This window comes from Rhodococcus sp. IEGM 27 (assembly GCF_033142305.1).
Taxonomy (GTDB): domain Bacteria; phylum Actinomycetota; class Actinomycetes; order Mycobacteriales; family Mycobacteriaceae; genus Rhodococcus_F; species Rhodococcus_F oxybenzonivorans.
Genome location: NZ_JAWLSG010000015.1, coordinates 76,492 through 100,190 on the forward strand (window position 1 = coordinate 76,492; position 23,699 = coordinate 100,190).

Annotated in this window: 18 protein-coding genes; 6 read left to right on the forward strand and 12 right to left on the reverse strand. The window is 67.4% G+C overall.

Annotated elements, in window-relative coordinates:
• Nucleotides 1-21: 21 nt before the first annotated feature.
• The 4 genes from R4P95_RS30400 to R4P95_RS30415 all read right to left on the reverse strand — a co-directional run bounded on the left by R4P95_RS30400 (nt 22) and on the right by R4P95_RS30415 (nt 6,324).
• Nucleotides 22-4,359 carry an alpha-(1->3)-arabinofuranosyltransferase gene (locus R4P95_RS30400; protein ID WP_317747594.1) on the reverse strand — a complete coding sequence of 1,446 codons (4,338 nt, stop codon included), beginning with the start codon at nt 4,357-4,359 and terminating at the stop codon, nt 22-24.
• Between the two features lie 46 nt (nt 4,360-4,405).
• Nucleotides 4,406-4,579 (reverse strand): DUF2613 domain-containing protein, encoded by a 174-nt coding sequence (locus R4P95_RS30405; RefSeq protein ID WP_159924141.1) that lies wholly within the window; start codon nt 4,577-4,579, stop codon nt 4,406-4,408.
• 141 nt (nt 4,580-4,720) lie between these two features.
• Nucleotides 4,721-5,812 (reverse strand): isochorismate synthase, encoded by a 1,092-nt coding sequence (locus R4P95_RS30410; RefSeq protein WP_317747560.1) that lies wholly within the window; start codon nt 5,810-5,812, stop codon nt 4,721-4,723.
• Nucleotides 5,813-5,853: 41 nt separating this feature from the next.
• Nucleotides 5,854-6,324, reverse strand: coding sequence for a universal stress protein (locus R4P95_RS30415; RefSeq protein ID WP_109333266.1), 471 nt, complete (start codon nt 6,322-6,324; stop codon nt 5,854-5,856).
• Nucleotides 6,325-6,440: 116 nt separating this feature from the next.
• On the opposite strand from R4P95_RS30415, the gene R4P95_RS30420 reads away from it, so the two are divergent.
• Both R4P95_RS30420 and R4P95_RS30425 read left to right on the forward strand, forming a co-directional pair.
• The gene (locus tag R4P95_RS30420) at nt 6,441-7,622 is read left to right on the forward strand and encodes a glycoside hydrolase family 3 N-terminal domain-containing protein (RefSeq protein ID WP_213576364.1); all 1,182 of its coding nucleotides are present in this window, start codon (nt 6,441-6,443) and stop codon (nt 7,620-7,622) included.
• A gap of 186 nt (nt 7,623-7,808) precedes the next feature.
• Complete coding sequence (locus tag R4P95_RS30425) at nt 7,809-8,408, forward strand: TetR/AcrR family transcriptional regulator (protein WP_213577680.1); 600 nt, start codon at nt 7,809-7,811, stop codon at nt 8,406-8,408.
• Nucleotides 8,409-8,462: 54 nt separating this feature from the next.
• On the opposite strand, the gene R4P95_RS30430 is transcribed toward R4P95_RS30425, so the two are convergent.
• On the reverse strand, nt 8,463-9,326 hold the full coding sequence (locus R4P95_RS30430) for a MaoC/PaaZ C-terminal domain-containing protein (RefSeq protein ID WP_213576365.1): 864 nt from the start codon (nt 9,324-9,326) through the stop codon (nt 8,463-8,465).
• Complete coding sequence (locus R4P95_RS30435; protein WP_317747559.1) at nt 9,326-10,672, reverse strand: 3-oxoacyl-ACP reductase; 1,347 nt, start codon at nt 10,670-10,672, stop codon at nt 9,326-9,328. The genes R4P95_RS30430 and R4P95_RS30435 overlap by 1 nt, the downstream gene beginning before the upstream one ends.
• A 131-nt stretch (nt 10,673-10,803) precedes the next feature.
• Here R4P95_RS30435 and R4P95_RS30440 point away from each other — a divergent pair, with 131 nt between their 5' ends.
• Together R4P95_RS30440 and R4P95_RS30445 are read left to right on the forward strand one after the other, a co-directional pair.
• On the forward strand, nt 10,804-12,150 hold the full coding sequence (locus R4P95_RS30440; protein WP_213576367.1) for an acetyl-CoA C-acetyltransferase: 1,347 nt from the start codon (nt 10,804-10,806) through the stop codon (nt 12,148-12,150).
• A gap of 330 nt (nt 12,151-12,480) precedes the next feature.
• Entirely contained in the window at nt 12,481-14,673 is a 2,193-nt protein-coding gene (locus R4P95_RS30445; RefSeq protein ID WP_317747558.1) for a VanW family protein, read from the forward strand.
• 3 nt (nt 14,674-14,676) lie between these two features.
• Here R4P95_RS30445 and R4P95_RS30450 read toward each other — a convergent pair whose 3' ends face one another.
• The 4 genes from R4P95_RS30450 to R4P95_RS30465 form a co-directional block, all read right to left on the reverse strand.
• The gene (locus tag R4P95_RS30450; RefSeq protein ID WP_317747557.1) at nt 14,677-15,660 is read right to left on the reverse strand and encodes a hypothetical protein; all 984 of its coding nucleotides are present in this window, start codon (nt 15,658-15,660) and stop codon (nt 14,677-14,679) included.
• Between the two features lie 226 nt (nt 15,661-15,886).
• On the reverse strand, nt 15,887-17,722 hold the full coding sequence (locus R4P95_RS30455) for an acyl-CoA dehydrogenase (RefSeq protein WP_159924157.1): 1,836 nt from the start codon (nt 17,720-17,722) through the stop codon (nt 15,887-15,889).
• Nucleotides 17,723-17,804: 82 nt separating this feature from the next.
• Nucleotides 17,805-18,428 (reverse strand): class I SAM-dependent methyltransferase, encoded by a 624-nt coding sequence (locus tag R4P95_RS30460; protein WP_317747556.1) that lies wholly within the window; start codon nt 18,426-18,428, stop codon nt 17,805-17,807.
• A gap of 57 nt (nt 18,429-18,485) precedes the next feature.
• On the reverse strand, nt 18,486-19,601 hold the full coding sequence (locus tag R4P95_RS30465; protein ID WP_213576371.1) for a DUF4185 domain-containing protein: 1,116 nt from the start codon (nt 19,599-19,601) through the stop codon (nt 18,486-18,488).
• Nucleotides 19,602-19,886: 285 nt separating this feature from the next.
• On the opposite strand from R4P95_RS30465, the gene R4P95_RS30470 reads away from it, so the two are divergent.
• Together R4P95_RS30470 and R4P95_RS30475 are read left to right on the forward strand one after the other, a co-directional pair.
• Nucleotides 19,887-20,906, forward strand: a complete 1,020-nt coding sequence (locus R4P95_RS30470; protein ID WP_109333248.1) for a beta-ketoacyl-ACP synthase III — start codon at nt 19,887-19,889, stop codon at nt 20,904-20,906.
• 138 nt (nt 20,907-21,044) lie between these two features.
• A complete protein-coding gene (locus R4P95_RS30475) occupies nt 21,045-21,692 on the forward strand; it encodes a DUF3060 domain-containing protein (RefSeq protein ID WP_213576372.1) in 648 nt (215 codons plus the stop codon).
• Here the strand turns inward: R4P95_RS30475 and R4P95_RS30480 are convergent, their stop codons facing one another.
• Nucleotides 21,693-22,454 carry an HNH endonuclease family protein gene (locus R4P95_RS30480; protein WP_213576373.1) on the reverse strand — a complete coding sequence of 254 codons (762 nt, stop codon included), beginning with the start codon at nt 22,452-22,454 and terminating at the stop codon, nt 21,693-21,695.
• Between the two features lie 74 nt (nt 22,455-22,528).
• Nucleotides 22,529-23,686 (reverse strand): alkaline phosphatase family protein, encoded by a 1,158-nt coding sequence (locus R4P95_RS30485; protein WP_317747555.1) that lies wholly within the window; start codon nt 23,684-23,686, stop codon nt 22,529-22,531.
• Nucleotides 23,687-23,699 lie beyond the last annotated feature (13 nt).

The following is a 23,699-nucleotide window of genomic DNA, read 5'->3' on the forward strand; positions in this document are numbered from 1 at the left end:
TATTGCGGTGGCCTCGGCCAGCTACGCGCTGGTGGAGGAACCGGCCCGGCGCGCGGTCATCCGGTGGAACACCCGCCGCGCGGTCGCGGAGCCACCGACAGGCAGCACGGCGAGTCCGGCGGCGATCAACGCCACCAGCACCGGGAACTGAACGAGGAACGAGTGCCCCACGTATCCACCGGGCGCACGCCACGGTCCGGTGGAGAGCATCGCCACCCCGAGCATCGTGGAGGCACCTGCTACGCCGACGAGAACCCTTGCCGTGGTGGTAGATCCGCGTAACTGGATCAGGCCGGCGGCGAGCGCGGTCAGCAGGATGGTTGTCGCGCCGCCGACCGGCCCGGCGATCACCGTCGACGCCACGAGAAGTCCCAGCCATCCGGCTGTCACGCTGCCCCATGTCCTCGGCGCGGCGCCGGGGTCCCGGACTGCTTCCCGTGCGCGCCGAGGCAGGCATGCCGCTGCGATCAGCGGTACGAGGAGCAGAAGCCCGCCGAAGATGCCCAGGCGGTACCAGCGGTCGGTGGGGAAGTCGAGGGTGACGGTGCCCTCTGTTCCAGCCGGCAGGATCCACCCCTGCTGCCACCCGTCGACGACGACGGGGGCAAGTTCGCGTCCATCCGGTGCGGTGGCGATCCAGCCGACATTGGTGCTCTCGGGGACGACGACGAGGCGATCGGATTCCGACCGGGATACGGAAAGTTTCCGATGGTTCTCTGTCCAGGCGGTGGTCGACATCTGTTCGGTGGGCACCGCACGCGCGTCCGTGTCCGTGCCCGTGCCCCCGCCCGCGTCGAGGCGGAGATCGTCGACGAAGAAGGCCGACCCGGGTTGCACGAAAACGTCCTGCGCGCCGGCGGCGAGCGGAACGGCGGCGGGCGAATCGCACAGCGTGGCCTGCACGGGGTCTCCCGACAGCAACTGTTCCGCGGTGGTGGAGATGCTGGTGCGCACGAGGCGTCCGGCGACCGAGATCACCGGGCCCTCCTCGCAGGGCACCGAGACCGGGTGGTCACCGGAGTCGTCGCTGGGGCCCGACCCCGGCAGCAAGGCGCCGTCCGCACCCAGCACCCCGACCTCGGCGAGCCCCGCGGGTTGCAGCTGTGCGAAGCCGAGGGCGTTCTGATCGAGAACGTCCTCCCACGACACCAGGCTGAGCACGATCCGATCCGTCACGCGGGGTTCCACGGCGACGGTGAGATCGTCGCCGACCTCTCGGACCTGAGGGCCGTCGCCGAGGTCGACGGCGACCGTCTTCGGAGCGGCGGGTATGGCTCCTGCACTGGGGGTCAGCTCGAGGCCTGTGACGAGTGTGGGCTCCGGAAGGTGAAGGGTGAGTGTGGGTTTCGCCCCCTTGCCGCTCGTGGTGTCCTGCATGGCCGACCAGCTGGTCCGCGGGTCACCATCGGTGGCGGCGAAGGCGGATCCGCGGAGATCGCCGATGTTGCTCGTGCCGTGCGCAGTCGGTCGGTCCGGGCGGGTCAGAAGCTCTTCGAGCGCGGCGCCGTGGCGTGCCCGCACCGTGAGTTGCGGTGTGACGGCGGTGGGGGCGGGCACCGACAAGGTGCGCTGGAAAGTGCCGGCCTCTTCCGGCGGCAGCGCGAAGGCGTTGCTGCAGCGGACACGGTCGGGGGCCTCGGCGCAGGCATTGCGGCCGGGCAACTCCTGGGTGAGGTTCCACCCGGACACCGACGCGCCGTCGGGGGTGGGAGGCAGCACCGTGCGGTATCGGATCGGGACGGTCACGGGTGGTGCGTCGCGGCGCGAGAAATCCTGCACCGACACCTCGCTGATCCCGAATTGAGTTCCGGCGGAACCGTTCTCGGTGCGGGTGGCGGTGATGCGCACCCACGGAGTGTTGCCGCCCGGGACGGACACCGTGATCGGTTTCCCGGGTGCATCCACCTTGACGGCGGTGCTGCCGTTGGGTGTGGACACCTCCATCCAGCGGACGGGGGCGCCGATGGCCGCCGGGCTCGTTGTGATCTGCAGCAGGGAGCTCGTCGGAGGAGTGTCGAAGTCGATCTGAAGCCACTGGCCGAGCGCCCGCTCGATGCCGTTGCTGAACCAGCCCGTCGCGGGGTCACCGTCCACGGTCGCGGCGGCACTGCTGGCAGGTGAGGTTCCGCCCAGCTGTGTGGCGTCGGACGCGGCACTGGACACGCTGAGCCGGGCACCTTCCCACCTGCCCTCGACCAGCGGTGTATCAGCCACCGGATAGTCGGGTACTAGGTTGTGGGTGCGGCGCGCGTCCTCCGGGGACCGCAGCGCCGAGCTGTGGTTGTCGACCTGACCGTAATCGGTCTCGCGGTTCCGGGGAGTGTCGGTGACGGTGACGTCTTGCACCGGCAACCCGGCCCGCTGGGCATCGGCCGCGAGGAGCACCGGCCCCGCCCCGGGAAGGGTCCCGTTCTCCCGCAAGCGCTGCAGCGACTCCGGGCCGCCCTGCACGAACGGGACGTCGTCGAGGTCGGCGGTGTAGGGCCCGCTCGTCGCCGGGGAGCCGTCCGGCGTCGACACCGCGAAGATCTCGATGGCCGGATACCGAGGCCGGAGATCGCTGTCGATCACGAGGCCGTCCACCTCGCCGGGCCCGATGTCCTCGCCGAATCCGGCCACCCGGGTCAGACCGGGTGAGCCCGTGACCGCTTGGTGGGCCATGATCGGTCGCGTCGACCGCGAGGTGTCGGGATCGAGATCGTTGCGGAGTACCAGGTAGTGGATGCCCTGGCCGAGCAATGTCGGTGCCAGACCGTCCGACGGGCGGCCGTCGGTGATGAGGCGCTGGACCGAGTCCATCGCGCGGATCGTGCCGGGCGGGGTGAGCGGGACCGCGTCGCGGGACGCCCACGGTGTGGTTGCCAGCGCCTGGATCGGTTCGTCGCGCGTCAGACCCCACACCTGACTGCCGAAAGGCGCACCCGGTACGACGAGTGCTCGCTCGGCGTCGGACCCGTCCGGGCTCGTTCCGCCGGCGTTGTGCTCGAGCCACGTCGCGGCCTGCTGCCAGTAGTCGGGCACTTCCGGATAGGTCCCGCGCGGTGCGAGCTTCCCCGTCCAGGCCAGGGAGGTGGCGAGCGTCAGGGCGACGAGGACCAGGCTGGTGACCGCGACCATCGGTTCGCGTTCGGGATGAGCGAGGGCGCGGCGCCACCGTACCGCCGGGACCGAACCCGGCAAGGGCACCTGGGCGAGCAGATGAGCGAGTCCGAGGACCAGCGGTAGCCGCACCAGCGGCTCGAGCTTGTGCACGTTGCGCAGCGGAGCGCCGGTGGAGTCGAGGAACAGACGCACCTGTTCCGCGACGGGAGATCCGAGTTCACCGATGTAGCCGGCGGCCAGTCCGGTGACGCCGACGAACAGGATGAGCACGAGGCGTCCGCGCGCAGGCATCGCGCGCATGCACAGTCCCGCCAGCCCGGCCGCCGCGATGACTCCGGTGGCGGCAACCGCGGCGGGCTGGGTGACGAGGACGGCACCGGCGATGCGCTCGGGGGAGACGAACGGCGTCCAGCTGTCGGTGCCGCGGAGGATCTCGGCGAGCGAGGTCCACTGGGTGGTCACCCCGGAGGATTCGATGTAGTCGAGGAACGGCGGGCTCACCTTCCCGAGGAGCAGGAGCGGGACGATCCACCACAGGGTGGCGAGTGCGAGAAACGGAAACCACCACACGGTGAACGTCCACCAGCGTCGGTTGGGCCGGTGCGATATCCACCAGAGGCCCGCCACCAGGCATGCTGCGGCGGTCGCGACGGCATTCACCGCACCCATCAGCGCCACCGCCAGCGCCGACTGTGCCGCCAGCCGCGCAGGTGAACGCGACAGTAGCGGGGAGCGGACTGCGGGACTCGGATTGCCGAACGCCACGACGAGCGGCAGCAGAACCCACGGGGCCAGCATCATCGGCAGAGTTTCCGAGGAGATCGAGCCGAGGGTGGTGAGGACGCGTGGGGAAAGTGCGAAGGCGATTCCGGCGATGACGCGCGAAGACCGACTCCCGACGCCGAGGGCCTCCGCGAGACGGACGATGCCCCAGAACCCCGCCACGAGCAGCAGGGCCCACCACACGCGTTGGGTTATCCAGGGAGGAATGCTGAGGACGTCGCCGAGCGCGAAGAAGGCACCGTGCGGAAAAAAGTACCCGTAGGCCTGGTTCTGGACCTGGCCCATCGGCGCCTGGCTGCTCCACTGATGTGCAGCCCGTTCCAGGAATCCGATCGGATTCTGGGTGAGGTCATATTTGGTGTCGGCCGCGAGCCGGCCGGGAGTTTGCAGAAACGGGAGGAAGAACGCTACGACAGAGGCGCCGAACAACCACCGTCGGGACAGAGGCTCCACCGAGGGGGCCATGGACGACATGGCCACCGGCTCGGAGGTAGTGCGGGAACTCGCGAAGCCGGCGCTCTCAGCGGCTGCCGTACTCAACCTGGTTCAGCAGTGAGGAGTCTGCGTTGCCGCTCCGGTCGATCTCGGGGCGGGTGTTGTCCTGTGCCGCTGCCGTGATGCCGAAAGTCGCCACAGCGCCGAGAGCAACACCGGCCACAGCGCTGATCACACCGGGCACCAGGAACTTCGCCATCTCACATCTCCCACCGTCGTGCCATCGACGCGCGCGACTTACCGCCGCGTACGAATTGCTCGGGCCAAGGTATCACTCGCGGCCCGTCTGGCTGGTCATTGGTGCCTTTCCCGCAGGTCCGGGCGAGTGCGAGTGGCGGCGTCAGTCTGCAGCGACCACTCCGAGCGCTCCCAGTAGGGTGCGGAGCTTGGCAGTCGTCTCATCCAGCTCGGATCGAGGGTCCGATCCGGCGACGATGCCGCCGCCCGCGGTCGCGAGCACCCCGAGGCCGTCGGCGGTGATCTCGGCGCAGCGGATGGCTACCACCCAGTCGCCGTCTCCCTGCGCGTCGCACCATCCGACGGCGCCGCCGTAGAACCGCCGTTCCTCTTCCACCTCGCGAATGGCGGCCAGCGCCAGGTCGGAAGGGGTGCCGCACACGGCGGGGGTGGGATGCAGCAGTGTCGCAACAGTGAGTGCGTCGGTTGCCGGGTCGCGCAAGAGCCCCCGGATCGGTGTCGCGAGATGCCACACCTCATGAGTGCTGGTCAGGACGGGCGCGTCGGGGATGGTCAGCTCTGTGCACAGCGGGGCGAGGACCTCCTCGATCCAGGCGGTGACGAATGCGTGCTCGGCCAGGTTCTTCGTCGAGTCCAGGAGCCCGCGACCTTCGCGTTCATCGGCGCCGGGATCGGCGCGCCGCGGCGCGGTCCCGGCGAGGGGACGGCAGGTGATCGAGCGGCCGCGACGGCTGATCAACATTTCGGGGCTCGCACCGACGAGGCTGTGGCCGCGAAAACCGTCGCCGGCCGACGTGAGGTCGACGGCGAACCCGTTGGCCAGGGGGTTCGACTGAATCAGCCGCGCCGCCAACGCCTCCGGATCGACCGGTGTCTCCGACGCCAGGACGATGCTGCGCGCGGCCACCACCTTTCCCAGCGCGCCGCTCCGCAGGCGGTCGACGAGAGCACCGACCCGGGCTACGTGTTCGGCCGGCTCGGGTACCTGCCGAGCCACGCGGACGGCAGGGAGGCGCTCCACGCGAGGGGGCCGCCACGGGCCGCTCGTGACTTCCGACGAGGCGGGAGCGGTCAGCGCAGCCGGACGGGCGGGATCGAACGGCAATGCGCCGACGACGAGTTCGGTGTCACCGTCGGCGAGCGCGGTGATCGCCGCCGACGCGGAGTCGTATCTACTGCGGGCGCCGACTGTGCGTAACGTCCGGTCGGCGCGGGAGAGGAGGAAGCCGTCCATGGTGCTGCCGACAGTAGTCGGCCTGCGCAGCCCTCATCCGATCACTTGCCGCAGGGCGGCACGATCAGCACGGGACGGTGGCTGTGCCGCAGCACGTGATCGGCGACGCTGCTCTGCAGCAGGGACCGCAGTCCCGTCGTGCCCCGGGTCCCTGTGACGATGATGTCCACGCCGAGTTCGTCGGCGGTCTCGACTATTGCCGTCCAGATCGTGGTGGTGCATTCGATGGTTCGGCCTTGCGTGGTCAGTCCGGCGGCCTCGGCGAGTTCGATACCTTCGGCGTTGGTGACCTTGGCGTCCGAGAAGGCGACGTCCTCGGTCTCCTCGTCGGGGACCCACTCGGGCTGCATCACCCCGGACAGTCCCGACATGCGTGCGGCCTGACGGACCATCGGTTCCCATACCGTCACCAGCACAGCGCGATTGGAGGCGAGAAAGCGTCCCGCGCACTGCACCGCGCGTTTGGCGTTGTCGGATCCGTCGTAAGCGATCAACATCAGACCTGCAGGCACGACGACCTCCTGGGAAAGGGACCTTTCACCCACCAGATTACCAAGAGTGCCGGTCTTGACAGGAGATTCGGAGTGGCCGGGACGACGATTCCGGTCACTGGGCTACCGTCGGGGGCATGCGGATCAAGTATGCCCTCGCGCTCGTCGCCTGTACCGGCCTGGTCGCCGGGTGCTCCTCGGGCGGCGACACTGCCGCGCCGTCGTCCTCCACGGCACCGTCCTCGACACCGTCGTCCCCGACCACGGCGGAGCCGGCCTCGCATACCGATGTGCCCACTGCCGCTCCGGTGTCGTGCGAAACGAACTTCCTGCAGTCTCTGCCGTTGCGGCGCAAGCTGGCTCAGTTGTTGAACGTCGGCGTGACGGGGACCGCCGACGCCGCTCAGGTGGTGCGGAACGAGCAGGTGGGTGGCATCTTCATCGGCAGCTGGACCGATGAGGCCATGCTCGCCGGCCGGGAGGTTCCGCAGGTGGCGTCGGCTTCCGCGCTTCCACTGATGGTGACCATCGACGAGGAGGGCGGGCGCGTGTCGCGCGTCGAGGACCTGCTCGGACCGGACCCCTCCGCGCGGCAGACCGCAGCCACCATGACCGAGGAAGAGACCTATCGGATGGCTCTGGAGCGAGGGCGCGGGCTGAAGGATCTCGGAGTGACCGTCAACTTCGCGCCCGACGTCGATGTGAGCTCCCAGCCCGACGACAGTGTGATCGGTGACCGCTCCTATTCCGACGATCCGGCGGTCGTCACCCGGTACGCCGACGCGTACGCCCGCGGCATGCGCGACGCCGGAATTCTGCCGGTGATCAAGCATTTCCCCGGTCACGGGTCGGCCTCGGGCGACTCGCACACCGGAGCAGTCACCACTCCGCCGCTCGAGCAGCTGCAGACCTACGATCTGGTTCCGTATCGCGACCTCGTCACCACGGGCGTCGGTGTCATGCTGGGCCACCTCGAGGTGCCCGGACTGACCGCCCCCGGCATTCCGGCCAGCATCAGTCCCGACGCCGTAGCCCTACTGCGCGGGGGAACCGGCTACGGCGCCCCTCCGTTCACGGGTCCGATTTTCACCGACGACCTCAGCGGTATGCAGGCGATCACCGACCGCTACGACATCACCGAGGCAGTCGAGACGTCACTGGCGTCCGGCGTCGACATCGCCCTCTGGCTCACCACCGACGACGTCCCGCGCGTGCTCGACCACCTCGAAAGCGTTGTGGCCTCGGGTAAGTTGCCGCAGCAACGGGTCGACGACGCGGTGCTGACCGTGGCGCGCGCGAAGGGTGCCTTGCCCTGCTAGTGGGTGCCCACAGGCTTCGGGTCGGCCTGCGTAGGTCGGCTCGAACCCGGCCCTCCCGGAGTGTCCCGGGTGAGCGGCCAGTACAGTGTGCCCTGATACGTGGCTGCGTAGAAGTTCGTTCGCCAGGTGGGGCCCGTTTTCTTACCGTAGAGTAAGATGGCGGGTTCGACGAATATTGGAGGACGAATGGCCGGCGGCACCAAGCGATTGCCTCGCGCAGTGCGCGAGCAGCAGATGCTGGATGCGGCCGTCGACGTCTTCTCCGACAGGGGCTTTCACGAGACCTCGATGGACGCGATCGCCGCCAAGGCGGCAATCTCCAAGCCGATGCTCTACCTGTATTACGGTTCCAAGGACGAGTTGTTCGCCGCATGCATCCAGCGTGAGGGTCTGCGTTTCGTCGAGGCGCTCGCGCCGGCCGGAGATCCCGGACTCAGTCCGCGTGAGCAACTGCGCCGGGCGCTCGAGGGCTTTCTCGGCTTCGTCGGAGCGCACCGCAAGTCGTGGATGGTGCTGTACCGGCAGGCGATGGGTCAGCAAGCGTTCGTGGGATCGGTGCAGTCGAGCCGCGACCGGTTGATCGAATTGACCGCGCACCTGCTGCAGTCCAGCACCAAGGACCCGGATCCGGGCCAGGACTTCGAACTCATCGCTATCGCCCTGGTCGGTGCCGGTGAGGCAGTCGCCGACCGGGTGGCCGGCGGCGAGGTCGAGGTGCACGCGGCGGCCGACCTGCTGGAGTCGCTGGCGTGGCGGGGTCTCGCCGGCAAGAAGAAGCCGGAGTGAATGTACCTTTCGACGCCTTGGTCGTGTCGAAAGGTACATTCGCCCCGGCATGAGCTACCGCAGCGTCGCCGTGAGGTGTGGATACCCCTTCTTCGGGTGCTTGAGCGACAACTCCCAGCCTTCACCCGCATGGTCGGCGTAGACGTTCAGTGTGGCCGGCAACAGGATGGGCTTGCCGAAGCGCACGCTGTAGGTGACGGCCTCGGGAATCCGGCCCTCCACGGAGCCGAGCACGGCGGCCGCACTCCACATGCCGTGCGCGATGGTCTTCGGGAAGCCGAAGGCCTTGGCGCCCAACGTCGACACGTGAATCGGGTTGCGATCGCCCGACACCCCGGCGTACTTGCTGATCGTCTTCTGGTCGACCCGCAACGTGCGAAGGGGCGGCGGCGGCACCTCTTCCGGTTTCGGTTCGGGACCCGGCTGGCCGGACAGCGACGTCTTCTGCTGCCGCAGGAAACTCGACGTCTGCCGCCACACCAGTTCGCGTCCCACCCGGATCTCGCTGACCACGTCGATCAGCAGACCCTTGCGATGCTCGCGGAGATTCTCGGCGTGCACCGACACGTCCAGCGGCTCACTCACCGAGATGGGACGAAACTGTTCGATGACGTTCTCGGCGTGGACGGAACCGATGGCGGGGAACGGGAATCCGTCCGAAACCATCAGCTTCATGACGATCGGGAACACCAGTGTGAACGGGTAGGTCAACGGCAGGGTGTCGCCGAAACGCAGGCCGGTGACCCTGTCGTACGCCGCGAGGTTGTCGGGATCCACCTTGACGCCGCTGAGCGTCAGTGTGGTGTCCGGGGCACTGTCACCGCTCGCCCCGACGACCGGAAGCGCGCTGCGCACGGCGCGGGCGTAGATGTCGAGAGTGCCCGGCATTCCGGGAAGTTCGACCACTTTGCCCGCCATCAGGCGCCCAGCAAGCTCTGGCCGCAGACACGGACGACCTGTCCGGTGACGGCGTTGGACGCGGGATTGGCGAAGTATGCGACCGTCTCAGCGACGTCGACGGTCTGACCGCCCTGCAGCAGCGAGCTCATGCGGCGTCCGGCCTCGCGGGTGGCGAAGGGGATGGCCGCGGTCATGGCGGTCTCGATGAAGCCCGGAGCGACGGCGTTGATGGTGATGTTCTTCTCCGCCAGAACGGGTGCCGACGCTTCGACGAGCCCGATGACGCCGGCCTTGGACGTCCCGTAGTTGGTCTGGCCACGGTTACCGGCGATGCCGGCGATGGAGGACACGTCGATCACCCGGCCGCCTTCCTTCAGTGCACCCTTGGCGACCAGCGACTCGGTGATCTTCTGCGGTGCAAGGAGATTGACACCCATCACCATGTTCCACCGGCCCTCGTCCATGTTGGCGAGCGTCTTGTCCCGGGTGATACCGGCGTTGTGGACGATGATGTCTGCGCCGCCGTGGCGTTCGAGGACATGCTCGGCGAGCTTGTCGGCCGCGTCAGGGGCAGTCACATCCAGGGCGAGGGACGTGCCGCCGACCTTGTTGGCCGTCTCGGACAGGGCGTCGCCGGCCGCCGGGATGTCGGCGCAGATGACATGCGCACCGTCGCGGGACAGCACCTCGGCGATGGTGGCACCGATGCCGCGCGCCGCACCGGTCACGATGGCGACCTTGCCCTCGAGCGGCTTGTCCCAGTCCGCGGGGGCGGTGGAATCCTCGGCGCCGACGCGGATGACCTGACCGCTGACGAACGCGGACTTGGCGGAAAGCAGGAACCGGAGCGTCGACTCCACGCCGGAGAGTCCAGGTGACGCTTTCGGGGAGACGTAGACGAGTTGCGCGGTGGCGCCTCGCTTCACCTCTTTGCCGACGCTGCGGGTGAAGCCTTCGAGCGCGCGCTGGGCGACGTGCTCGTCGACGTCGGAGGTCTCTTCGGGAGTGGTTCCGAGGACGACGACGCGAGCGGACGGCGCGAGGTTCCGGATGACCGGCTGAAAGAACTCGAACAGCTGCTCGAGTTCGGTGACCTGGCCGATGCCGGTGGCGTCGAACACCAGGGCGCCGAAGTTGTCGTCGGCGGCGGAGGCGGCCGGGTAATCGGAGAGCAACGCGCGAAGCGGCTCCACCAGACGGCCCTTGCCCCCGATCAGAACCGGTCCGGCGAGCGGCGGCTCGCCGTGCTTGTAACGCCGCAGGTTCTCCGGCCGCGGGAGGCCTGCTTTCGCGGCGATGAACGCCCCTGGCGCGGAGGACAGAAACTGGGAATAGATGTCGGGAGCTCCCTTGCTGGCTGCCACGGTCCTACCTTCTTCTCGTCGTTTGGCGGTCAGTCACCGAGCACCGAAAGAAGTGCGGTGTCGACAAGTAACTTACTCCTGAGTAAGAATAGTAGCCAACAGGTAATCGCACCAGATCCTTGGAGACGTCAGTGACCAGCAAAGCTCGCACCAATTCGAACTCCGACGCGACGCCGAAGCCAGGCGGGAAGCAGCAGCGTCCCGTCGCCATCGTCGGCGGCAATCGCATCCCGTTCGCACGCTCGGACAAGGCGTACGCACAGGCGTCCAACCAGGACATGTTCACCGCGACCCTCGACGGCTTGGTAAGTCGTTTCCATCTGCAGGGTGAGAAGCTCGGACTCGTCGCGGGTGGTGCGGTTCTCAAGCACAGCCGCGACTTCAACCTGATGCGGGAATGTGTGCTCGGCAGCGCGCTCAGCCCGTACACGCCCGCCTTCGACCTGCAGCAGGCGTGCGGTACCGGCCTCCAGTCGATCGTCGCCGTCGGTGACGCGATCGCGGCGGGGCGCATCGACGCCGGTATCGGTGGCGGTGTCGACACCACGTCCGACGCACCGATCGGCGTCAACGACGACCTTCGCGAGTTCCTGCTGTCGCTGAACCGGGCAAAGAGCACGGGCGATCGCATCAAGCTGCTCGCCAACGTGCGGCCGTCGATGCTGGGTATCGAGATCCCCCGCAACGGTGAACCCCGCACCGGCCTGTCCATGGGCGAGCATGCGGCGATCACTGCCAAGGAGTTCGGCGTTCGACGCGAGGACCAGGACGAGCTGGCCGCCGCGAGCCACAAGAACATGGCCGCCGCCTACGACCGCGGATTCTTCGACGATCTGGTGACCCCGTTCCTGGGCCTCACCCGCGACGACAACCTGCGTCCGGGGTCCACCGTCGAGAAGCTGTCCACGCTGAAGCCGGTGTTCGGGGTGAAGGCGGGCGATGCGACGATGACCGCCGGAAACTCCACGCCGCTCACCGATGGAGCGTCCGCGGTCCTGCTGTCGAGCGAGGAGTGGGCGGCCGAGCGCAAGTTGCCCGTCCTGGCCCACCTCGTCGACTCCGAAACCGCGTCCGTCGACTACATCCACGGCAAGGACGGCCTGCTCATGGCCCCCACCTATGCCATCCCGCGGCTGCTGGCCCGCAACGGCCTCACCCTGCAGGACTTCGACTACTACGAGATCCACGAAGCCTTCGCGTCCGTCGTTCTCGCGACGCTGCAGGCGTTCGAGTCGGATGAGTACTGCAAGGAACGTCTGGGGCTCGATGGCGCCCTCGGCTCGATCGACCGCAGCAAGCTGAACGTCAACGGGTCGTCGCTGGCGGCCGGTCACCCGTTCGCGGCGACGGGAGGGCGCATCGTGGCGTCGCTGGCGAAGATGCTTCACGAGAAGGCCGGCACCAACGGTTCGGCCCGCGGATTGATCTCGATCTGCGCCGCCGGCGGGCAGGGTGTGACGGCAATCATAGAGGCGTGATTCGACTGGCCTTTCCGGTAGCTGTCGGATCGGAAAGGCCAGTTCGCGCGCGTCCAGCGAGGGGATCCGGCGACGAGGGGTGGTTGAATCCCCGAAATATTTCTCCGCAGGTGTAACGCTGGAGATTAGCTGGCGATACTCCCATCAGCCCCGTGTTGCTGCCTGACCCCCGACCTGGCAGCAGCGCGGGGCTCCTGCATTTTCGGCGGCCGGTAGTCTGTCGTGGGGGGTCCGGACCGGAGATCGCTGAAATCGGACGCCGCTTGAAATGCACCGAGCGCCGACGGCAAGCTGAAGCCGGCAACGAAGATACTCGGTGAGAGGGCCACGGTGAACGACGAAGACCGCGAAGCAGGGAGCGCAGCACCCCAACGGTCGACGCCTGATGCTGCTCCCGAGAACCCGGTATCGCCCGACCCTCAGCCCACACCGCCGAGCGCTGACGACGACGCGCCCACCACTCGACTGGACCTCGGCGATCTGGCATCACGCCCCGAACCGCTGTGGGTGGAACCTGCGCCCAACGAGGACGAGACCCAGGTGATCCCGGTGATCACACCGGACGCCGCGAGCGGACCGACACAGGCGTACACGGCAGTTCCGGCAGACGACGAACCCACAGTTCTCGCGCCCGCACCTCCGCCACCACCCCAAGCGGCGCCTCCGGCGGGCGGAGAACCGACCGGCGACGTGCCACCCCCCTCAGCTCCGCCCGTCGACGCGGGTGGTCCGAAGGGGCCCCGGTGGGGAAAGATCGCCGCGGTCATCGGTGGTGTCTTCGCGATCATCGGCATCGCCTACGCCGCCGACCTCGCGATGTCGTCCGGGAAACTGCCGCGCGGAGTGACGGTGGCCGGGGTCGACGTGGGCGGTTCATCCCGAGCCGACGCCGAAGCTGTCCTGCAAGCGCAGGTCGGGCCGCGCGTGAATCAGCCGGTGTCGGTGAAGGCCGGCGACGTATTCGCCGAGCTCGTGCCTGCCCAGGCGGGACTCGATGTCGACTGGCAGGCCACGCTCGACCGGGCCGATGCCCAGCCACTCAATCCGTTCACCCGAGTGGCATCGTTCTTCACCTCCGACGAGATCGGTGTCGTGTCGACGCGCGACGAGTCCGCGTTGGCGGCTGCTGTCGACAACCTGCGGTCGCGCACCGACCGAGCTTCCCGCGAGGGAACGGTGGTGTTCGAGGGGCCCACACCTGTTCCCGTCGATCCGTCCGCGGGCCAGAACCTGAACGGCGAGGGCGCCGAGGCGGCAATCGTGGAGAAGTGGGCGTTCGGCGGCCCGGTGGAGTTGCCCGTCGACGCGGTGCCGGTAACCGTGACCAAAGAGGGCGTCCAGAGGGCGCTCGACGAGATCGCGGTGCCGGCCGCCTCCGCTGACCTGGTCGTCCCGGGCCGCAACGGCTCGGTCGCCACCCTTCCGCGGCAGCAGATCGGCGCCGTGCTCGGATTCCGCCCGGACGGGAACGGTGGCTTGACGCCCGAGTACAACGTCGACGCTGCGATAGGAATACTCGCACCGCAGCTCGTCTCGACGGAGATCGCGCCCAAGGACGCCACGATCACGCTCGACGGGGGATCGCCCCGCGTCGTTCCCGCAGTCGTCGGTGACCTGATCCAGTGGCCCAAGACGTTGGAGACATTGCCGCAGCTCCTCGCGACTCCCGGTTCGCACACCACCCCGGCCGTGTACGGCCCGGTCCCGCCGGCCCTGACCACCGAGGCGGCGCAAGCCCTCGGCGTCAACGAGGTGATCAGCGAATTCACCACCGGCGGCTTCTCCGCGGCTTCGGGTACCAACATCAGGCTGGCGGCCAGCGAAATCAACGGTGCGCTGATCAAGCCCGGCGACACGTTCTCCCTCAACGGACACACCGGTCCGCGTGGAGCCGCTCAGGGTTACGTGGAGTCGGGGATCATCAACAACGGCCGCCCGGATACGGCCGTCGGCGGCGGTGTCAGTCAGGTGGCGACGACGCTCTACAACGCGGCCTACTTCGCCGGCATGGAAGACGTGGCGCACACCGAGCACTCCTACTACATTTCACGCTATCCGGAGGCGCGGGAGGCCACGGTCTTCGAAGGGGCCATCGATCTCCAGTTCCGCAACACCGCGAAGACCGGGGTCATGATCCAGGCGATCGGCGGCAGTTCCGAACTGACGATCAGGTTCTGGGGCACCAAGACCGTCGACGTCGACTCGATCACCGGCAATCGCACCAGACCCACGACTCCCGATACGGTCACCTTGCCCGCCGGGGATCACTGCATCCCGTCGAGCGGCGCGCCGGGTTTCACCGCCAGCGACACCCGCGTGATCACCGACCGCGCCACCGGCCGGGAAATCTCCCGCAACACCCGGACCGTGCGCTACGACCCCGTGCCGATCGTGAAGTGCGAAGCACCCGAACCTGTCCCCGCCCCCAAGCCCGACGATCGCACCCCCGCGGCTGCCCCCACCTCTCCGTCCACCACCGCCCCGTCCCCGACCCCCAGGCCCGACCCGGACGACGGCGAGTAGCGCCTACAGCGCTCGCACAGTGAGCACATGCGCGGGCGGGAGCGATGCTTGCCTGATCCAGCCTCGTGGCGGCTCGGCACGCAACATCGCGCGGCGGACTCGCTGCGCGACCTGCTCCGGTGATCCGAGGTCGTCCCAGGTCCACCGCACCACCTGGAAACCGAGATCACGCAGTGCGTCCTCTCGTTGTTTTTCGGCGAAGACCGCGTCGCCGGGCAACTGCCCGGGTTTCAACAGCCGTCCGTACTTGACGCGCCCGTCGAATTCCCCCAACACAACCCCGTCGAAGTGGAAGTCCACGCGTCCAATTCGGCGTCCGCCGGGTTCGAAGACCTCGCCTTGCTGGGACGGGGCGGGGAGTCCGGCACTCGACAACATCACCCGGCTTCGCGATTCACCGACACTTTCGCTGTGTCCGCTCACGAATCGGACCACCCTCCGCGCCGCGTCGACGCCGTGACGGCGCGCAGCGCGGGCAAGTTCGGCCTCCAGGTCCTCACTGCTGATACCGAATCTGCGGACGGCCGCGTCGCCCACGATGACGGCTTGCTCGAAGGGCAGAGTCCGCGCGAGGTCCACCACGGTCCGGGCCGGGAGCGTCAGCGAGTGCCCCTCCACTACCGCGACCTGCCCTCCGACGGGGGCGCAGTGCACCGTGGCCCGCCGTTTGATCCGGCCTCCTCCACGTCGGCTCCTGGTGACGTGGACGCGGTCGAGGGCGGTTCTCCACAGTGGTAGTCCGTAGACAACGGCCGCGGATTGATGGCTCAGTACCGCGTCGTCCGACAGTGCGTAAACGGTCGAATCGATCAGGAGGCGATGACGTTCTCGGTCCTCGAGTTCCGCGTACTTCGACGCCGAGACGTACGCGCCGCGGCCGATGCGTTGCCACTCACCGCGTGTGTACAGGCGTCGGATCTCGTCGTCGCTGTAGCCGCGGCCCAGTGCCTCTCGGCGCCGGAGCATCGCCTCCGGGTCGTGTTCCATGGGAACGATTCTCGCCGGAGCCGCCTGAAGAATCCGGTCCGAAGGACCCGGCTGTGGATGAACTGAGGCTTGTGGACAACTCCCGCACTACTTCTCGGTCCGCGCACTACCTGTCGGAACCCAGAAGTAGTGCGTCGACGGAGAAGTAGTGCGGGAACCGGCAGCGGGGCAGAAAAAAGGCCCGGCGGCCGGGGAATTCCCCAGCCGCCGGGCCGTGCACAGCCGATCAGAACGCGGCTTCGTCGAGCTCCATGATGTCGTTGTCGATGTTCGCGATGATGCCGCGGATAGCGGTGAGTTCGGGGAGGACGTTCTTGGCGAAGAAGGACGCGATGGCGACCTTGCCCTCGTAGAACGCCTTGTCCTTGTCGGACGCACCTTCGTCGAGCGCCTTGATCGCGATCTCCGAGTGACGCAGCAGCTGCCAGCCGATCATCAGGTCACCGACGGCGAGGAGGAAACGCACGGAACCGAGTCCGACCTTGTACAGCTCGGACGGCTGCTCCTGGGCGCCCATGAGGTAGCCGGTGAGGGTGGCGGCCATGGTCTGGACGTCGTCGAGCGCGGTGGCGAGCAGGGCGCGCTCCGCCTTGAGTCGACCGTTGCCTGCCTCGCTGTCGATGAACTTCTTGATCTCGCCGGAGACGTGGGCGAGTGCCACGCCGCGGTCGCGAGCGATCTTTCGGAAGAAGAAGTCCTGGGCCTGGATGGCGGTGGTGCCCTCGTACAGCGAGTCGATCTTGGCGTCGCGGATGTACTGCTCGATGGGGTAGTCCTGCAGGAAGCCGGAGCCACCGAAGGTCTGCAGGCTTTCGGTCAGGTACTGGTACGCCCGTTCGGAGCCGACACCCTTGACGATGGGCAGCAGCAGGTCGTTGACGCGGAACGCGAGGTCCTTGTCGGCACCGGAGACGAGCTTGGCGGTGGCCTCGTCCTGGTGTGCGGCGGTGTAGAGGTACACGGCGCGCAGGCCCTCCGAGTACGCCTTCTGCATGGCGAGGGCGCGCCGGACGTCGGGGTGATGCGTGATGGTGACGCGCGGGGCGGTCTTGTCCGTCATCTGCGTGAGGTCGGCGCCCTGGACGCGTTCCTTGGCGTAGTCGAGCGCGTTGAGGTACCCGGTCGACAGTGTGGCAATTGCCTTGGTGCCCACCATCATGCGGGCGTGCTCGATGACGTCGAACATCTGCGCGATGCCGTTGTGGACCTCGCCGACGAGCCAGCCCTGGGCCGGGACGCCGTGGCCGCCGAAGGTGACCTCACACGTGGCGGAGACCTTGAGGCCCATCTTGTGCTCGACGTTGGTGACGAAGACGCCGTTGCGTTCACCGAACTCGTTGGTTTCGAAGTTGAAATGCGTCTTCGGGACGAAGAACAGGGACAGGCCCTTGGTGCCCGGTCCCGCGCCCTCGGGGCGGGCGAGAACGAGGTGGAAGATGTTCTCGAAGAGGTCGTCGGAGTCTGCGGAGGTGATGAACCGCTTGACGCCTTCGATGTGCCAGGAGCCGTCGTCCTGCTTGATCGCCTTGGTGCGGCCCGCGCCCACGTCGGATCCGGCGTCGGGCTCGGTGAGGACCATGGTGGCACCCCAGCCGCGCTCGACGATGGTGGCGGCCCACTTCTTCTGCTCTTCGGTGCCGTTGTGGAACAGCACGTCCGCGAACGCGGGTCCGGCCTGGTACATGTGCGCGGCCGGCTGCGAGCCGAGGATCAGCTCTCCGATGGCCCAGACCACGGAGCGGGGGACGGGAACGCCGCCGATCTCTTCGGAGATGCCCATGCGGAACCACTCGGCGTCCCACAGTGCGCGGAAGGATTTCTTGAAGGACTCCGGCAGCGTGACGGTGTGGGTTTCGGGATCGAAGACCGGAGGGTTGCGGTCGGCGTCGGCAAACGCCTCACCCAGCGGTCCCTCGGCGAGGCGGGCAACTTCGCTGAGCATGTTGCGGACGGTGTCGGCGTCGAGATCGCCCCACACGCCTTCGCTCAGCGGCTGCTCGAGACCGAGGACCTCGAAGAGGTTGAACTCCAGGTCGCGGACGTTGCTCTTGTAATGGCCCATGTCTTCTGTCTCTCCCAGTGAGATGGTGCGGTCTATCAGTAAGTACCGCCCAAGTTATTACTCGTCGGTAACATCGCCGATATTACGCCCCAATATCCCGACTGCCAAGACTCGGGCGGTGTGCCACGACGAGTGCGTCGATCGCGGTTCCTGCATCCGTCTCGCGGAAGCGCCGTTCTGCAAGATCGATGTCGACGCGCCCATTCAGCTCGGTCGTCAAATCCTCTGGGGTGAACAGTATTTCGGGATCCTGCGGCCCCCCGACTCCTTGCGCCAAGTTAACGGCGTCATGCCCCAGAATCATGAGGATTCCATCAGGTTTCAACGCGGATATGGCGCGGTTCACAACCTTGCGACGCTCCGCAGGCGGCAGATGGAGGTAGATGACGAGGACGAGGTCGTACTCGGTGTCGAAGTCGGATTCGGTGACGTCGGCAACGCGGTAGTCGAGCCGTTCGCGCACCGAGCGAGGTGCGTCGGCCGCCACTCGCCGGGCCTTGTCGATCGCGACAGCGGAGTAGTCGAGCCCCGTCACTTCCCACCCGCGGGTGGCGAGCCACAGCGCGTTGCGGCCCTCCCCACAGGCCAGGTCGAGCGCCCGACCCCGGTTGAGTGCGGTGACCTGTTCGACCACCACGGCGTTGGGTGGCGCACCCCACACCAGTTCGCTGTGTGAATACCGCTCGTCCCAGTCAGATGCGTCCATGGCCCCGACGCTAGTGCGCGTCGGGGCCATGGAGGAAAACGTGGAGCGACTCGGGACTCAGGGAGTCAAGGTGGTGCGCATCAACAGCACGTTGTAGTTGCTGTGCACCGTGGTGAGGAAGTAGAGGTCGGGTCCGGACGACCACGGGTGGATGTACGCGCCGTACGCGCTGGGGAGTTCCCGGGCGTCGACGAGGGTCTCGGGTCCGCTCCATGGTCCGGTGATCGAGGGGGAGCGGCGCATCACGACGGAGTTGTTGTGGTCGGTGGTCAGCATGAGGAACTGTCCGAGGTATTCGTTGTAGGCAACGGACAACTCACCGACGCCTCCGGCGACGATCGGCTTGGCGACGTCCGGGTTCCCCTTGATCCACTTGCCGCCGTCGAAGTACTCGTAGGCGCCGAGATCCATGATCTGGGCCTCGGGGACGCGCGCGACGTGGACGAGTCCGCCGCGGCCTGCCGGCGTTCCGTACTGGTAGACGAAGCCACCACCCTTGACGAACGCGCTCATCTGGAAGTTGGCGTTGCCTCCGACGTTCGGGCGCTGGGTTTCGGGTGCGACGGTCCAGTTCTCGCCGTTGTCGTGCGAGTAGGCGAGACCGGAATAGTTGGTGTCCCACGTTCCCGCGGGACCCCAGTTCTTCACCGACATCATGCTCATCACCTGGGTGTTGCCCACGGCGACACCTGCGGTGGGGATGCGGCTGATCTCGACGAACGGGATCTTGGGGCTGGGAACGAGTTCCTTGGACTGCCCGAAGATGTCGCGCGGGGAACTGTCGAAGTTCATGCCGTCGGAAAGGATGCCGTCGGAACTGCGGAACAGGGTGCTGCTGCGCCACGCCCAGATGCTGCCCGACAGCAGGTTGGGCAGTCCGAGCCCGGCGGAGTCACCGAACGCGGTGAGGACCTGCCCCTGGCCGTTGTCCCACATGATGCCGAGGTCTGTGCCGAGGACGTTGGCGTCCTGGGTGCGGTTCGGGCTGAGTAGGCCGGTCTGCTGGGCGACGGCTTGGGTGCGGCCGGTGAGATGCGGGATACCGTTGGTGCCGTTGAGCCCTGGAATGGGGTTGACGACGTTCGGGTTTGCCGCGGCCGGTACGGCGAAGGCGATCAACGACGCGGCGACGCTGGCGATGGACGCTGCGGCAAGGGCTGTGGTGCGCTTCACGAAGTGGTACTCCATCTCTAGCAGCAGGCGGCTTCCCCGGGTCCGTGGGACCCTTCCCCCTACCGGTGATCAACTGCTGGAAATCGAGGGAAGTCTAGCAAGTCGGGTCCCGCCGAAGTGTCGCTTCGAGTAGCGCGTTCGTTTCTGTCCGGACACGACGGCTCGAGGTTACCGACGAGTAACAGTAACCGGTGCTACCCGCTGGGGCGGTGCCGACGTAACGTGTGGAACGAGCAAGTCCACACCGCGCGGAGACGACGCGGGACCTGATGAGGAGATCGATCGATGGGAAAGCAGATTGCCACCCTGACCGGAGGTCGGCAGTCCGCCCTTCTCGGGCTCGGCGTGTACCGGCCGGAACGGGTCGTCACCAATGACGAGATCTGTGAGCTGATCGACTCGAATGACGAGTGGATCCAGTCCCGCTCCGGCATCCGCAATCGCCGCTTCGCCGCGGAGGACGAGAACGTGGTCACGATGTCGATCGCCGCGGGCCGCGAGGCGATCGCGGCGAGCGGTATCGCTCCCGAGCAGATCGGGTGTGTCATCGTCGCCACGTCGACGTACCTCCTGCTGACACCGCCCGCCGCCGCGGTGGTCGCCGACGCGCTGGGCACCAACGGCCCGGGCGCTTTCGACCTCGGGGGCGGTTGCGCGGGATTCTGCACCGCCCTGGCCGTGGCGTCGGACATGGTCCGCGGCGGTTCCATCGACTACGCCCTGGTGGTGGGTGTAGAGAAGATGAGCATCACCACCGACCCCACCGACCGCTCGACCCGATTCATCTTCGGCGACGGCGCGGGCGCCGTCGTGGTCGGCAAGAGTGACGTCGCCGGTATCGGACCGGTGGAGTGGGGGTCGGACGGCTCGCAGGCCGACGCCATCGTGCAGGACCTGGATTGGTACGAATACATCACGACGCCGGGCGCCACTCGCCCGTACATCAAGATGGCCGGAACCGCGGTATTCCGCTGGGCCGCCTTCGAGATGGGCAAGGTGGCACTGCGTGCGGTCGAGAAGGCCGGCATGACCGTGGACGACCTCGATGCATTCGTCCCGCACCAGGCCAATTCGCGGATCACCGAGGTCATCGCTCGGAGCATGAAGCTGCCGGAGAGTGTTCCCGTCTCCGACGACATCGCCGAGAGCGGCAACACGTCGGCTGCCTCGGTACCCCTGGCCATGGAGGCCATGCTGAAGTCCGGCGACACGAAGCCGGGCGACACTGCCCTGCTTCTCGCGTTCGGGGCCGGGCTGTCGTATGCCGCCCAGGTCGTGACGATGCCGGCCCTCCCGAAGAGCTGATCCCCTACCCGACCTCGGGGCCGCGGTGTGCTCGTGGCCCCGAGGTTTCGGGCGAGGTCACTGCCCGCTTGTACTGCGGGCGTGACACCCTCTGTCGCGAAGAGAAAGCAGGGGTCCGGGACGAGAAGGCAGGGATCGATGAACGTGACACGGCAGGGCGGCGGCATCCGCGTGCCCGTTCTGACCGCTTCCGTCTTCCTGACGGTCGGCGCCGCGTGCCTCACCGGGTGCGGAAACGTGGCGTCGGACGACCGCGCCGCGTCGTCGTCCGGAGATTCGGCTGTCGAGCTGAACGCCGGTGGTGACTGTGCCGGCCGGGATGTCGTCGTCAACCGGGACGGGGCGGGCATCGTGCTCGACGGGGAATGCGGCACGGTCACGATCGAGGCCAACGGCGTGTCGGTCGACATCGGCAGCTCGGACGCCGTGCTGATCCGTGGCCAGGACACCAACGTGATCGGCGGCCGCACCGGCACTCTCACCGTCGCCGGGCGCACCAACAGTGCGAACATCGAGACGGTGGAGGCCATCGAGGTGCAGGGCAACGGTGTGACAGTGGTGGGTAAGCAGGCCGGCCGGATCTCGGTCGCCGGCAGCGGTAACTCGATCACCGTGGACGACTCGGGTGTGACGACGGTGAGTGGCAACGACAACTTCGTGCGCGCACAGGAGATGGACAGTCTGGAGCTGACCGGGTCGAACAACTCGGTGGACTGGGAGACCGGTGCCGCCGCTCCGGTGTCCGACTCGGGCTCGGAGAACCGGCTCACCGCACCGGGGCAGTAGTCACCGCGCGCCGCACTCGGTGAGCACACCGGCCATGGCGTCGCGCTCGGCTGGGGTGACCCAGAGGCGGTATGCCGCTTTCACTTCCACCTGCCGGGCGACATAGGTGCATCGGTAGTTCTTCAGTGGCGGCAGCCAGGTGGAGGCGTCCGCATCGCTCTTGCGTTGGTTCGTGGGACCGTCCACCGCCTGGAGATTGCGCGGATCGTTCGCGAGGTCGGCCCGTGTCTGGGCGTCGAGGAGCTGGGCGCCCTTCTGCCACGCGTCGGACAGCGCGACCACGTGGTCGATCTGCACCGCGTCCGACGTCTTCGGGCCACGGGTGAAGGCAATGACACTGCCGGTGTATAGGTCTCGCAGCGTCCCGGACTGCACGACGCAGTTTCGGGTGCGATCCCGAGAGGTGATGTCGACGAGGTCGCGTCGCAGGATGTCGTTGCGGGTGTCGCAGCCGTTGCGGCCGAGTTCGACGGAGACGTTGTCGGTCCAGCTGCTGCCGAAGAGTTCCCGGTCGTATCCGGTCTTGGGGGCGCGGCCCTTGACTTCGAGGGTTGCCAACTGTGCGAACGCCGTTTGTATCTGCTGTGCGTCAGTGGCTTCCGGCAGGATGGGCGGTCCGGTGCCAGCGGCGAGGGTGTCGTCGGACTGCGGGGCCAGCATCGCTGCAAGCACGATGACGGCGATGGCGGCGAGGATCCAGGGCCACCTGCTTCTGACGGTCGAGATGATGGTGCGATGATTCGGTACCGCAGTGCGGGGCATGAATGTCTCCTGGATTCAACAGCGTTCGCTATTTCTATCAGGAGTGGCCCGCAGTGCCGGTGGCCGACCCGGGACTAACCGGCGGTGTGCAGCAGGGGAATCAGCAACTCGTCGTCGGTGAGTGCGCCGTGTTGACCGGGAAGGGCGGACAACCGCGACTCCTTCTTCCGCCGCACCACCGCGACACCGTCCAGTGCGATCGCCACGACGTCACCGATACGCCCGGTGATGTCGGATCGAACGGCGGGGCCGAACAGCCCGGCAGTGATCGCCTCGTCTCTCGTGCCGATCCACATACGAGGGCCGAGTGCTTGCCGCCACCGGGCTGCCACGTCGCCGGCGGCTCCGGTCCGGGTGTGCACGTGCCGGCACCGGGGCTCGCCGGCGAGTGCGATGACGCCGTCCGACAACCTCGAATCCGCATCGAAGTCCAGCTTGTCGACGTCGTCCACGGTGACCATGCCGTGATCGGCGGTGATGTACAGAGTGGGGTTTCCGGGTACGGTCGCGAGGGCGCGGGCGAGATTTTCGACGAGTGCGTCGACGATGGCCACTTGCTGAGTCCACGACTCCGATCCCGGACCGTACACGTGTCCGAGGGTGTCGATTTCGCTGAGATAGCAGTAGGTGAGGGTGCGGTCGCCGGTACGGGAGGCGGTGATCACCTGCGCGATCAGATCACCGTACGCATGTATGCCGGTGAAGGTTCCACCGCGCAGCACCGCTCGGGTGAGACCGGACCCGTCGAATTTTGCCGGTAGCACGTTGGCGCACCGAATTCCGTCTGCCGCAGCGCGTTCGAACACAGTGGGTGTCGGCAGGGCGACCTCGGGGACGAGGCGTGCGAGTTCGTCGCCTCGGCGCCCCGCCCGCCACGACAACCAATTCAGCGTGCCGGAAACCTCACGGACGTATGACTGGTACCCGGTGATGCCGTGACTGCCCGACGGTAATCCGGTGCCGAGGGAAGCAATGCTGGTTGCCGTCGTGGTGGGAAACCCGGCTCGAATCGGCCGGCCCGGGAGGCTGCACAGAAATGGCGCGTGGTCTCGATGCTGATTCAGTGCGTTCCAGCCCAACCCGTCGAGAAGCAGCACAACGGTGTGCCGACTGTCCGGCAGTTCGAGGGGGTTCGCTTCACCCGCCACGCCGAGCGAGGCCAGAACGGACGGCATCAGGGTGGACAGAGTGGGCTGCGAGTACACGTCGAGCGCAGGCGCCGTAGTGGTCATGGGTCCACTATGC

Bases quoted from the DNA above. Each gene is read 5' to 3' on its own strand.
- R4P95_RS30400 (WP_317747594.1), bottom strand. From the start codon at position 4,359: ATGTCGTCCATGGCCCCCTCGGTGGAGCCTCTGTCCCGACGGTGGTTG.
- R4P95_RS30405 (WP_159924141.1), bottom strand. From the start codon at position 4,579: ATGGCGAAGTTCCTGGTGCCCGGTGTGATCAGCGCTGTGGCCGGTGTT.
- R4P95_RS30410 (WP_317747560.1), bottom strand. From the start codon at position 5,812: ATGGACGGCTTCCTCCTCTCCCGCGCCGACCGGACGTTACGCACAGTC.
- R4P95_RS30420 (WP_213576364.1), top strand. From the start codon at position 6,441: ATGCGGATCAAGTATGCCCTCGCGCTCGTCGCCTGTACCGGCCTGGTC.
- R4P95_RS30425 (WP_213577680.1), top strand. From the start codon at position 7,809: ATGGCCGGCGGCACCAAGCGATTGCCTCGCGCAGTGCGCGAGCAGCAG.
- R4P95_RS30430 (WP_213576365.1), bottom strand. From the start codon at position 9,326: ATGGCGGGCAAAGTGGTCGAACTTCCCGGAATGCCGGGCACTCTCGAC.
- R4P95_RS30450 (WP_317747557.1), bottom strand. From the start codon at position 15,660: ATGGAACACGACCCGGAGGCGATGCTCCGGCGCCGAGAGGCACTGGGC.
- R4P95_RS30455 (WP_159924157.1), bottom strand. From the start codon at position 17,722: ATGGGCCATTACAAGAGCAACGTCCGCGACCTGGAGTTCAACCTCTTC.
- R4P95_RS30460 (WP_317747556.1), bottom strand. From the start codon at position 18,428: ATGGACGCATCTGACTGGGACGAGCGGTATTCACACAGCGAACTGGTG.
- R4P95_RS30470 (WP_109333248.1), top strand. From the start codon at position 19,887: ATGGGAAAGCAGATTGCCACCCTGACCGGAGGTCGGCAGTCCGCCCTT.
- R4P95_RS30475 (WP_213576372.1), top strand. From the start codon at position 21,045: ATGAACGTGACACGGCAGGGCGGCGGCATCCGCGTGCCCGTTCTGACC.
- R4P95_RS30480 (WP_213576373.1), bottom strand. From the start codon at position 22,454: ATGCCCCGCACTGCGGTACCGAATCATCGCACCATCATCTCGACCGTC.
- R4P95_RS30485 (WP_317747555.1), bottom strand. From the start codon at position 23,686: ATGACCACTACGGCGCCTGCGCTCGACGTGTACTCGCAGCCCACTCTG.